Origin of the sequence: Vibrio sp. TMPB1044, assembly GCF_030442075.1 — a bacterium.
GTDB lineage: Bacteria > Pseudomonadota > Gammaproteobacteria > Enterobacterales > Vibrionaceae > Vibrio > Vibrio satsumensis.
On record NZ_JAUJED010000023.1, the window covers coordinates 95,965 to 107,908 of the forward strand.

The window sequence follows — 11,944 nt, forward strand, 5'->3', positions numbered from 1 at the left end:
CTTTAGATACAACAACGTAAAGGATTAACACCACGTGACAACGAAGATTCTGCTTAATTGCGACATGGGAGAAAGTTTCGGTAACTGGAAGATGGGCGATGATGAATCTGTCATGGAATGGGTTGATATGGCGAACATTGCTTGTGGTTTTCACGCTTCCGATCCGCACGTTATGTCCAAGACCATTAAACTGGCTCAGCACTATCATACTCAAATTGGTGCTCACCCCGGTTATCAAGATTTAGTTGGTTTTGGACGTCGCTCTATCCCCCATACCATGGATGAAATCAGTGAACTGGTTTGCTATCAAGTCGGTGCACTACAAGCGCTTTGCCGCTATCACCATACCTCTGTCGGCTACGTGAAACCTCATGGTGCCCTTTACAACGATATGATGGCAAATATCGATGTGTTCAACGCTGTTGCCCAAGCGGTCGCTGAGTTTAATATCCCCTTGATGATTCTCTCTTCATCAGACAATCAGCAATACTTGAATATTGCTGACGATCACGACTTGCCACTCTTATTTGAAGCATTTGCCGATCGTGCCTATTTAAATAACGGACAGTTATCACCGCGAACTCAAAAAGGCTCGGTTTACGTCAATCAAGACGACATCTACAACCAAGTCATGCAAATCATTAACTATGGTTCTGTCACGACCATTGAAGGTGAAAGGCTACCCATTGAAGCGGATACCATCTGTGTCCATGGCGATAACCCTCAATCCATCGCATTAATTAGAAAAATCAGACAAGACCTCAATGCTTTTAACTAGCGCGTGTGATGTGTAGGGCGCACGGCTTAATCGCTTGCCTAACCAATAACTCATAAAATCTAGTTCCTGGACACGGAAGTTAGACACGCCAAGTAATCAAACCAAAGGTAAGCAAACAAACGTATGGAAACGAAATGACGACGAATCAGATTGAATTCAATATAGTGCCAGTCGCAGAATGTAGTATCTTGGTCACCTTGACGCTATCGCCTTCAAATAAACAATCTAGTGCTGAATATGCGCAGTACATGGCTCACTTTTCCGATGCTATTCGCCAAAACTTAGCATCAGTGTTGATGAATGTGACACCGGCTTACCACACCGTTCTGGTAGACTACTTGCCTTATCGAGTTTCAGAACATCAGTTCATTCAACAACTCAATGATTTGTTGAATCACTCTCTATCGTCTTTCTCTAATGTGAGTAACACTCGTAATACTATTGATCTTCCTGCCTATTATTCACCCGAAACGGCGCTCGATTTAGACAGGTATCAAGACAAAGACCTGTCTCTGGACGATATTATTCAATACCACACCTCACAGACATACAGCGTCAGTGCGATTGGGTTTACGCCTGGCTTTGCGTTTATGTCTGATGTGGTTAATGAGCTTGCTTTGCCCCGTCATTCCACACCCCGCTTAAATGTACCGAAAGGCAGTATCGCCATCGCGGATACAAAAACGGCTGTGTACCCTTCGGATTCACCGGGTGGCTGGAATATTATTGGCAATTGCCCGCTGCCGTTGTTTGAGCACAGCCAATTGAAGAACGCTGGTAACACGCAAACGCCACGATCACTACTTAATGTCGGTGACACCGTTCGTTTCACCGCGATATCAAAACAAGAATTTATTGAGCTTAGGTTTATGGCGATTAGTGGAGGTGCCGTTAATGGTTAAAACAATAGCTAAACCAACACTGACAGTGATTAAGCCCGGACCGTTGAGTCTAATTCAAGACTTTGGGCGATTTGGTGTTGCTCACCTTGGATTGACACAAGGAGGTCCGGTTGATGATTACTCTTATAGCTGGGCCAATCACTTATTGGGAAACCCAGTAAACCGAGCGGTATTGGAAATTACGCTTGGGCAATGCGCGTTGCGAATCGATTTTGATTGCGAAATGGCATTATGTGGTGGCGATTTACAAGCTAAGCTCGATGGTAAACCACTATCTAACTGGCGTACTTTTCAAGCTTTCGAAGGGCAAGTTCTTTCATTTGGTTTACCTAAAAATGGTCTAAGGGCGTATTTAGCCGTTAAGGGTGGCTTCGATGTTCCATTAACTCTTCATAGCTGTTCTACAGTGACTCGTGAAAAGATTGGTGGATTAACACAAGATGGAGAGCCATGCCAGCAAGGGCAACAAATAGCTTTTACCCAACACCAACTATCTCGCCCATTTAAAGCACTGAGTGTCACCTTCCGATACACACCTAATTACAACCTACCCGTGAACCTACGAGTTATTGAAGGTTATCAAAGCGAGCTATTCTCGAAGTCAGCAAAAGAGACTTTGTATAACGCACAGTATCACGTTGATCAAAACTCTAATCGGATGGGCTATCGACTTAGTGGCGACCCAGTCGCCTCGCCTGAGATTTCGCTTTTGTCAGAAGGTATCGCCTTGGGCTCTATTCAAATCCCCCAAGATGGGCAGCCTATCGTGTTGCTAAATGATAGGCAGACCATTGGTGGTTACCCGAAGATTGGTTGCGTCGCGAGAATCGACTTACCACGCTTAGCACAAGCCAAACCTGGACATGAAATATCGTTTAGTAAAGGCGACAGGCTGGGCTTACAAGATGTATGGTGTCAGTGGGCGCAATTTTTCGGTTATTGATGCGCACCTTCAGATAAATGCCACTCGATCAAGACGTATAAACTAAAAGTCCAGCTTACTGTTGGCAGCAAGCTGGACTGTGCTTTTGGCAAGACAATCGCGATTTAAGCGCTAGGCGAATTAGCGTAATTTTAACCGTGTTCTTGCCCTGATACCTTAGCAAGAGCATTTGGGTATCCGCGCTCTTGAGTTAAACCTATCGCTCTATTTTCAATATCACCCAACTTAAGTGACAGCGTCACTGGGTGGATCTCTTCAATCGAAACAGCCTCCGCAATATCAAACCATTGCTCAGCAACTTTTTGCGCCGCCTCTAACGTTGAAGACGCTTTTACTACTTCAAGTCGAGCATAGCGATCACCACAGAATGAAACGTCTGAAGCTCGTAAGCTAGGATCGGTTCCCGGAATCTGTTGAGCACCGAACAACGGCTTGCCGCCCACCTGTGCAGAGAGAAAACTTGGAATGAACTGAGACATATGCTTTATTGCAGCACGAGTTCTTAATTCAAGCTGCTCTTCACTCCAACCCGATACGATTTTCTTAAGAAGCTTCGAAGGTAACTGTGGCTGTGACGAATCTGTTGATGAAGAAACAAGACCACCCTCAAACAGAGTAATCCCTTCTGTCATACCGTGAAGTTGGAACACACCATCAGCATACGGCGTTAATTGGGCCATGCCTTGCGGTGTGCCTCTAGGACCATGGAAGATAACCTCTGGCCACTCTTCCTTACATCGTTGTGAATATGGCCACTCTGTAACGTATGCAGCTTTAAACTCAACAAGTCTTTGCTGCTTAGAGCCAACAAAGTCGTCCACGATACCCGTTTCAAATCCACTCGCATTGATCAAGTAATCGGTCGTTAGTTGACAACTTTGGTTTTCGGCGTCTGTATAAGTCAAAATCCAAGCTTGGCCTGTCGACTCAACAGATTGTAATCGGCTGTTGGTTAACACAGTACAGTTTGCTTGTTGCCCCAAAGAGAGTTGAGCGGTTGCAGATAAGCGGAATACGCTCCAACCATACTCTTGAACCATAGCAACAGGATACTTAAGGGTTTCTAAATCGGTATGTTTGGCAAAAGGAATACACCAATCATCAAGCGATGTGGGTTTCAGAGGCTGTGTTTTCGCAGAAAGCGCTAATAAATCTTGTTTGCTGTACAGCTTGTAATACTCTTCCGGATCACCAAGCACTTGGTTGCTTTTATCTTGTTTAACAAGCTCGGCATAAGCGTTCTTGATTATCTTAAGGCGAGGAAGTAGATCCAACGGTTCTCCACCATCACTGTGCGGAACCGCGATGATTGTAGGACGAATATTGATCGTATGAGGGAACAAGCGGACGGTATCAATTGACTGCGTGAGTAACTGAAGACACTGCTCTACAGAAATATCTCGATACAAATTGCCGCCAGCGTGCAAGTGGCAAATGGGTGGCCCATTAACCAAACTTGGCCCTTTTTCCAAGATAATGACCTTAAAACCCAGCTCACTAAAATGAATAGCGCTCGTGGTTCCGGCAATACCACCACCAACAATGGCAATAGAAGGTTGATTTGTATCCGTTTTGTTGTGGTTCATCGTGTTCTGTAGAATAAGATTAACTGCCGCTATTCTACTTTTGTTCTGAGATGAATTAAAACACATTTTTATCAAGGTCTTAGATAGGCGGGATTTAATATCTATGTAAAAAACATAAATAACCTCTTGACTCAATAACTCCAGATAGAGTTTTGAAGGTTATTCTAACAGTCAAATTTGTCCTAAGTGACGCCACATAAAGGCTGCCTAAGTACTCTTAAAACATAGAGGTTAACTTATCCCTAAAGTTATCCACCGTTTTTGTGGATAACTGTTGATAACGTTCTTGCTAAGTTGCGCAAACCCTTTGTTTACAGGGACTAACCACTGTTCATTAAATCGGCATTATTGCGCAATTAGTTTTAAAAAATACTAAAAAGTTGGAAAATAAAGGTGAGATATTTGCTAGTTGTGCTACGCGTTGGTCAAATAAAAAACGGTCTAAAGCGACGCCTTATAAATAGTGCATGACTAAATACAAATAATCTCACTTTTAAACCGTTTTAAGCATTTGGTTAGATCACGCTAATGACTAACCAAAATCCTTGTTTACTGGTGCCAATAGACGTTTTATCAAGCTGTTCACCACTGCGGCCAATGTTATAAATGTTAGCACAGGTAGCACCACCCAAAGCATCGGGTGGAGTGAAGGTTCTAGTTCGAAGCCAAAGTTCATTACCCCTGCGACACTGAGCTCAGAACCGAGCGCAGCAATTGAGCCTGCCACTAATGCCATTAAACCGTACTCACACCAAATGGTATTGAGAATGCGTTTCTTACTTGCGCCTAACGTTCGGTATAAACGTATTTCTTGTTGTCTTTGAGATAAGCTCAATCTCAACAAAGTAAAGATAAGCAACAGCCCCGCAACCACACCTAACGCCGCAAGTACCGTTATCGACCAAACAATCTGTTTGAGCAACTCTTGGATCTTGCTGCCCATCTTACGAATATCCATCAAACTCACGGTTGGGTGATTTCGAGAGAGTTCGTTGAGCATTTGATTGTGTCGCTCTTCTAATCTAAAGCTCACGAGCCAAGTAGAAGGAATAGAGCTCAAAACATCTGGCGTAAATATGAAGTAGAAGTTCGGCTTCATTTCTCGCCACTCTACTTTACGGATGCTGTTAACCTTGGCTGATACATTTTGACTGTTGATGGTAAAAGCAAGTTCATCTCCAATTTTCAGACCTAGCTGCTCAGCCACGTCAGATTCAACAGATACGCCCTGCTCCTGCGTCCATTTGCCTTCAAGCACTTCATTGTACTCGGGCAAGCTATCTCCCCATGTGAAGTTGATTTCGCGACTTAGAGCATCAGTTCGCTCTGATGTGTCGCTATACTCAGATGCTTCGACACTATTGATAGTCGTCAATCGTCCACGAATGATTGGGAATGCTTGAGTACGTTCGACTTCATTTTCATCAATGGTTGCAAGGTAACTGTCTTTCTCATAGCTTGCAATGTTAAGTGCAAACGCGTTGGGCGCATTCTCGGGCAAGGTTTGTTGCCAATCTGACAGTAGATCGCTTCTCACCAACCAAATGATCGATAGCAGCATCAAAGATAGCGCTAAAGAACCAAATTGAATCCCTGTTGCTAATGGTGTGCGATTAATTCGGCTTAATGCCAAACGCATAGATGTCGTTGTCGGCAGCTTGCCAACTAAACGCAGAACAAACGTACTGACAATCGCGAGCACTAAGAACAAGCAAGCGATACCCGCTAGAACTATCCATACCAATAGATTGTCGCCATACATCAGCATCATTGGAATAATCGGTACCAGTAACAACGAGTATTTCTTGTAGCTTTCATTGGACTGATGACTTGATTGAATAACGCTGATTGCAGAAGTGTTGACCAAGCCAATTAACGGAATACCAAGAGCAGGAACACCAATTAAGATGCTTGATAAAATAGCCAAGATAGCAGGTTCAATACCATAGCTAGGAAGTGGCGTTGGTAATAAGTCGCCCAGAGGTATACGAAGCAAAAACTCTAAGCCGATACCGATGGTAATTCCCAGTACTGCACCGATAACCACTAACAGAGATACCTGTACTGACAACCATTTAACGATCCACTGCTTGCTTGCTCCCAAACTCTTAAGCATCGCGATGGTTTTGCGACGACTCGCAACATAATGTTGGCACGTGAGTACCAAAGTGGTCGCAGCCATGATCACAACGATAGCAACGGTTAACGAAAGATATTGAGTTGTGCTTTCGAACATGTCGTTGGTACGACTAGCTGAGTCTTGAGTACGCCAGCGATCGCTTGGTGTTAATTCTATACTCTCTTGCGCGGCTTTCAGTTTTGTATCATCACCGTTTAGAAACAGCCTAAAACTAACACGACTGCCCGGTTGAATCGCTCCAGTGGCCTCGATATCGCTGGTATGAATTAGCACAGCAGGCATTTGTTGGAATGGGTTAAAGCTCAAGCCTGGTTCTTGTTTGATTCGCCCAGTTATCGTTAAATCGGCATCGCCAATAGTGACATTGTCACCAATCTCAACCTCTAACTGTGCGAATATTCGCTCGTCTAACCAAAGTTCACCCGGCTTAACATGGTTACTGGATGCTTTATCTGCACCCTCTAAGATCATCTCACCGCGTAAAGGGTAATTACTTTCAACCGCTTTCACCGTCACTAACTGCATCGAGTTGTCACTGAATGCCATGGTTGAAAAACGAGTCAACTGAGAGCTTTCAAATTGCTCAACTTTAGTGAGGTCTAATAAGGATTGCGGGATTGGGTTTGCTGAGATAAACACACTATCGGCAGTAAGCGCATCTTTGCCTTGTTTAACAATCACCTGCTCCATACGTTCGGCCAATGCCGACAATGCAAAAACACACGCAATGATCAGTGTTAGTGCTATGGAAACTGGCCACAACTGACCGTGTCGAATCTCTTCGACACTCCATGAGAACAGGCGTTTGTTCAGTCCGTTTGATGAATTCAATTTAGACTTCCTCTATCTGACCGACATGCATCTTAAGTGTTCTTTGGCAACGTTGCGCAAGCTTAGGATCGTGTGTCACTAATACTAATGTGGTGCCGTGAGAAGAGTTCAGCTCAAATAATAGTTCAACGATTTTTGCTGCGGTTTGTTGGTCTAAGTTACCGGTTGGTTCGTCAGCAAAAAGGATTTTTGGCTTGATCATAAAAGCACGAGCTAAAGCGACCCTTTGTTGTTCACCGCCTGATAGCTGAGATGGCAGGTGATCAAGTCTGTCTTGCAAGCCCACGGACTCAAGCAAAGCCGTCGCACGTTCGATGTCTTCGTCTTCACCTTTAAGTAAACAAGGAAGCGTGACATTTTGTAGCGCAGAAAGGCTTGGAATTAATAAGAAGCTTTGAAATACAAACCCGACCGACTCACTTCGGATTTTCGCCCTAGCTTCGTCATCAAGCTGTGAAAGTGACTGCCCTAGTAAACTGATTTCGCCATTCGTTGGTACATCAAGCCCGGCAAGCAACGTCATTAGGGTCGATTTACCTGCACCAGACGTGCCGACAATCGCGACAGTTTCGCCTTCGCGAATGTCAATATCAACATGCTCTAGGATTGTTAAATGTTCTTGATTAGTAGACACTGTCTTCGAAACGGATTCGGCTTTAATGATGGATGTATGCATGACTAGACTAATTTCCTTTTTATTCTTTATTTTATTTTCAACCGCTTCTTTGGCTCAAGATACCGAGTTAGATTCTAAGTTACTGGTCCTTGGTGATAGCTTGAGTGCTGGTTACAACATGGACATCAAACAGAGTTGGCCAAGCTTGTTACCAGACGCGTTAGCAAAGCATGACAAAACGGTAACCGTAGTTAACGGAAGTATTTCTGGTGACACAACTGGCAATGGTTTAGCTCGCCTACCACAATTGCTTGAAGAACACGCTCCAGACACCGTTCTTATTGAACTTGGTGCGAATGATGGGCTTCGTGGATTCCCACCTAAGCTGATGTCTGCGAATCTTGATCAAATCATTGAGCAGATAAAAGCTGCAGGCGCGAAACCTATAATGATGCAGATTAAAATCCCACCGAATTACGGAAAGCGTTACAACCAGCAATTTGAATACGTTTTTGCAGCGCTTGCTGATCAACAAAACGTGCCACTTTTGCCGTTTTTCCTAGAGCATATCATCCTTAAACCTGAGTGGATGATGAACGATGGACTGCATCCAAAACCAGAAGCTCAACCTTGGATTGCTGAATTCGTCGCCGAAGAATTATATCAGTATCTTTAAGTTTTAATGGTCTAGCTCAATAAATTTTACACAGTTTTACGTTAGCCTGAGTGCATATCACCGTTAACTGTAAGGTTATTTATGCTGATCGAACCTGTTATCAAGGGTGTGGTAGCCAAAAGCGCTCACCCTCTTGGCTGTCAAGAAGCCGTAAAGCAACAAATCAAGTTTGTTAAGAGTGCGCCGCAAATCAAAGATGGCCCTAAACGAGTACTGATTATCGGAGCTTCCTCGGGCTTTGGCCTTGCCGCTCGTATTGCCCTTACTTTTGGCGGCGCAAAAGCTGACACTATAGGCGTCTCATTCGAGCGCGGTCCAAACGAAAAATCCCTAGGTAGTGCTGGTTGGTACAACAACATCTACTTCAAAAAAGAAGCCGAACGAGAGCAACGCACTGCTATCAACATCGTTGGCGACGCATTTTCGCAAGAAATACGTTCACAAGTTGTCGAAGCCATTGAAACCTACTTCGAAGGTGAAGTGGATCTAATTATCTATAGCTTAGCTGCAGGCGTTCGTCCTAAACCAGATTCTGAGGAATTTTGGCGCTCTGCGATTAAGCCTATTGGGGAAAGCGTAACGGGTGCAACTATTTCGCTGGAACATGACAACTGGGTGACCAACACTCTTGATGCCGCGACGGAAGAAGAAGCCGAAAGCACACTCAAAGTGATGGGCGGCGAAGATTGGGAACAATGGATAGATGAGCTCATCAACGCTGAATCTATTGCACCAGGTTGCAAGACAATCGCATTTTCATATGTTGGTCCAGAAGTCACGCACCCTATTTACTTAGATGGTACGCTGGGACGCGCTAAGATTGACCTTCATCAAACAAGCCACGCACTTAACCTAGAGTTAGCAAACTTTGATGGCAACGCTTACGCTACGGTCTGTAAAGCCCTAGTCACTAAAGCGAGCGTTTTCATCCCAGGACTCAGCCCGTACCTACTTGCTTTGTATAAAGTGATGAAAGAGAAAGAGACCCACGAAGGTTGTATCCAGCAAATGCAGCGTCTGTTTAGCAGCAAACTTTATGGTCAATCAAAAGTACCGCTTGATGGCGAGCGATTGATTCGTATGGATGATTGGGAACTAGACCCAGAAACCCAAGCTCACGTAACTGAGCTAATAGAAAATATGGATGAAAACAACTTCCAAACTTTAGGCGATTACCAAGGGTTTAAAGAGGAATTTCTGCAATTAAATGGATTTGCTCAACCATCGGTAGACTATAGCCAGAAACTTAATACAGAAGATTTTATAAAGTTAAAGCCTTAATCGAAACTTATCTCATTACTGAGATCCGGATTCACATTTGAAAACCTCTGCAAAATTGCGGAGGTTTTTTCGTGCAACATTTCTTATACTTACTAAACGTAAGATTCATAGTTTATTTGGTTCATCATAATTAACACAGGATGTGTTGATGCATTTAGCATAATTGACTCGGAGTCATATGAAGAAAATAAAAACGCTAGACTTAGATATTCCAGACGATATGGAGTCCGGTTGGCAGAACATTGTTGACCTCTTAGCTCAAATCACTCAAGTGCCTGCTGCACTCATCATGCGTGTTCACGCCAACTATATTGAAGTGTTCTCAACCAGTCGCAGTAAAAACAACCCATACAACAAAGGCGATTCTGAAACCTTAGGCAATGGGCTTTATTGTGAAACGGTGATGGAGTCTCAACAACAACTTGTTGTGCCCAATGCCCTCGCTGATCCTGACTGGGAAGACAACCCTGACATCAAACTAGGCTTAGTCTCTTACTGTGGTATCCCACTACTTTGGCCTAACGGCGAATTGTTCGGTACCATTTGTATCTTGGATTCGAAAGAGAATCACTACACACCAACCTATATTAAGCTTTTGGAAAGCTTTCGTACCTCGATAGAATCTCAGCTTAAAACCCTGTTTCAGCATGCTAAGCTCACTCAAATGAATAGAGACTTGAAAAATCGTGTTTATACACGTACTAAAGATCTCGCTAGCCTCAATTATTCATTAAATCAAGAGATTGATAAGCGAAGAGCGGCAGAACAAAAGATCAATTTTCAAAAGAATCATGACCTCGGTACGGGTTTTTTGAACCGAAACGCATTTGAATCCCGCTTAAACCACAAGCTAGCGTCACAACAAAGACTGACAGACTGCTCATTTGCCGTCGTTCATATTGGTTTTACCAACGGCAGACGCATACAGGCTCGATACGGCTATAACGCGTTAGACCAAGTGCTTGTTGAATACCGAAAACGCATCGACAGTATTTCTGATATTGATGTATTAACTGCACGCCCTACTTCGGTTGACCTCGTATTGGCGTTTAGCGTTAAAGATTTGCACCAACGCCTCGAAGAACTCTGCCAAACGCTAGTTAAGGTCGGGCATTCAGAATTCGATATCGAAAGTGACAAAGTGCATCTGCATGCCTTTATAGGAATTGCAATTACGAACGGCGAAGATGACGCGGAAAGCATTCTACAAAAGTCTTCTGAAGCGATGTTAGCGTGTAAAGATTCAGGACAAAAGTTCGCTTACTACTCTCAATCTCATACCGAAGAACAAACCCACATTAATAAGATCGAAGGCTATTTGCTTCAAGCCGTTCGTAATGATGACCTTATGCTCTACTTTCAACCCAAAGTCTGTCCGTTAACACATCGCTGGGTTGGTGCAGAAGCTTTGCTTCGTTGGCGACATCCTGTTTTGGGTGACATTTCTAACGAAACCCTGATACATATGGCTGAGCAAAACGGTTTGATTTTCGAAGTGGGTAGCTTTGTTCTACGTAATGCGATTGAAAAAGCCAAAGAGTGGTCCGAATACGTCGATGATTTCAAAATGGCCGTGAATGTATCTGCAATTCAACTCAAGAACGTACACTTTGCGGAACAAGTGGTTCACCTACTCGAAACCTACCACTTAGAGCCTAGCTTCTTAGAGCTTGAGGTCACGGAAAGCGGCCTTATTGCAGATGAAGTTGTCGCTAAGAACACCTTGGAATCGTTGCACGACATTGGAGTTACATTGTCACTTGATGACTTTGGGACAGGCTACGCCTCTTTCAGTTACCTGAAGAAATTTCCGTTCGATACCATTAAAATTGACAAGAGCTTCATTGATCAAATGCTTAACTCTCAGGAAGACTCGGAAATTGTTCGTTCTATTGTCCAAATTGCCAAAAAGCTCGACCTAAAAGTAACCATTGAAGGCATAGAATCGGAAGTTCAGGAGCAATTTATTATCAATGAAGGCTGCGATGTGGGCCAAGGTTACCTTTACGGAAGGCCAATGCCGAGCCAAGAATTCGAACACAGCTTAATCAATCAAAACTATTTGGGGACTACTCGTTACGCTTAAAGCGAAAAAGAGCAGTTAGTTTTGGATTTAGGTCTACTTTCTCTTTACTCTAAAGGTGGTGATTTTTATAATCGCCGCCTTTCTGTTTTTATCTTTCCCCTTATA

The 11,944-nt window shown here is 43.7% G+C and carries 9 protein-coding genes; 6 read left to right on the forward strand and 3 right to left on the reverse strand.

Features of this window, described 5'->3' with window-relative positions:
* The first annotated feature begins 34 nt into the window (after window positions 1-34).
* From QQ041_RS16450 to QQ041_RS16460, 3 genes are all read left to right on the forward strand, one after another.
* Entirely contained in the window at window positions 35-778 is a 744-nt protein-coding gene (locus QQ041_RS16450) for a 5-oxoprolinase subunit PxpA (RefSeq protein WP_285954494.1), read from the forward strand.
* 134 nt (window positions 779-912) lie between these two features.
* Complete coding sequence (locus tag QQ041_RS16455; protein ID WP_285954495.1) at window positions 913-1,680, forward strand: allophanate hydrolase subunit 1; 768 nt, start codon at window positions 913-915, stop codon at window positions 1,678-1,680.
* Complete coding sequence (locus QQ041_RS16460) at window positions 1,673-2,623, forward strand: biotin-dependent carboxyltransferase family protein (protein ID WP_285954496.1); 951 nt, start codon at window positions 1,673-1,675, stop codon at window positions 2,621-2,623. Before QQ041_RS16455 ends, QQ041_RS16460 begins: the two co-directional genes overlap by 8 nt.
* Window positions 2,624-2,754: 131 nt before the next feature.
* On the opposite strand, the gene QQ041_RS16465 is transcribed toward QQ041_RS16460, so the two are convergent.
* From QQ041_RS16465 to QQ041_RS16475, 3 genes are all read right to left on the reverse strand, one after another.
* Window positions 2,755-4,209: an FAD-dependent oxidoreductase gene (locus QQ041_RS16465; RefSeq protein ID WP_285954497.1), complete on the reverse strand. Its 1,455-nt coding sequence runs from the start codon at window positions 4,207-4,209 to the stop codon at window positions 2,755-2,757.
* A gap of 532 nt (window positions 4,210-4,741) precedes the next feature.
* Window positions 4,742-7,180: an ABC transporter permease gene (locus QQ041_RS16470; protein WP_285954498.1), complete on the reverse strand. Its 2,439-nt coding sequence runs from the start codon at window positions 7,178-7,180 to the stop codon at window positions 4,742-4,744.
* Window position 7,181: 1 nt separating this feature from the next.
* Complete coding sequence (locus tag QQ041_RS16475) at window positions 7,182-7,856, reverse strand: ABC transporter ATP-binding protein (protein ID WP_285954499.1); 675 nt, start codon at window positions 7,854-7,856, stop codon at window positions 7,182-7,184.
* On the opposite strand from QQ041_RS16475, the gene QQ041_RS16480 reads away from it, so the two are divergent.
* The 3 genes from QQ041_RS16480 to QQ041_RS16490 all read left to right on the forward strand — a co-directional run bounded on the left by QQ041_RS16480 (window position 7,855) and on the right by QQ041_RS16490 (window position 11,839).
* The gene (locus QQ041_RS16480; protein WP_076657240.1) at window positions 7,855-8,472 is read left to right on the forward strand and encodes an arylesterase; all 618 of its coding nucleotides are present in this window, start codon (window positions 7,855-7,857) and stop codon (window positions 8,470-8,472) included. The genes QQ041_RS16475 and QQ041_RS16480 overlap by 2 nt on opposite strands.
* Before the next feature lie 81 nt (window positions 8,473-8,553).
* A complete protein-coding gene (gene fabV / locus QQ041_RS16485; RefSeq protein WP_285954500.1) occupies window positions 8,554-9,753 on the forward strand; it encodes an enoyl-ACP reductase FabV in 1,200 nt (399 codons plus the stop codon).
* A gap of 178 nt (window positions 9,754-9,931) precedes the next feature.
* Window positions 9,932-11,839 carry a GGDEF and EAL domain-containing protein gene (locus QQ041_RS16490; RefSeq protein ID WP_146491594.1) on the forward strand — a complete coding sequence of 636 codons (1,908 nt, stop codon included), beginning with the start codon at window positions 9,932-9,934 and terminating at the stop codon, window positions 11,837-11,839.
* Window positions 11,840-11,944: the final 105 nt, after the last annotated feature.

What these genes read in the sequence shown, in the direction of transcription:
- QQ041_RS16480 (WP_076657240.1), top strand. Translation starts at nt 7,855, where the DNA reads ATGACTAGACTAATTTCCTTTTTATTCTTTATTTTATTTTCAACCGCT.
- QQ041_RS16465 (WP_285954497.1), bottom strand. Translation starts at nt 4,209, where the DNA reads ATGAACCACAACAAAACGGATACAAATCAACCTTCTATTGCCATTGTT.
- QQ041_RS16460 (WP_285954496.1), top strand. Translation starts at nt 1,673, where the DNA reads ATGGTTAAAACAATAGCTAAACCAACACTGACAGTGATTAAGCCCGGA.
- QQ041_RS16475 (WP_285954499.1), bottom strand. Translation starts at nt 7,856, where the DNA reads ATGCATACATCCATCATTAAAGCCGAATCCGTTTCGAAGACAGTGTCT.
- QQ041_RS16455 (WP_285954495.1), top strand. Translation starts at nt 913, where the DNA reads ATGACGACGAATCAGATTGAATTCAATATAGTGCCAGTCGCAGAATGT.
- fabV (WP_285954500.1), top strand. Translation starts at nt 8,554, where the DNA reads ATGCTGATCGAACCTGTTATCAAGGGTGTGGTAGCCAAAAGCGCTCAC.
- QQ041_RS16490 (WP_146491594.1), top strand. Translation starts at nt 9,932, where the DNA reads ATGAAGAAAATAAAAACGCTAGACTTAGATATTCCAGACGATATGGAG.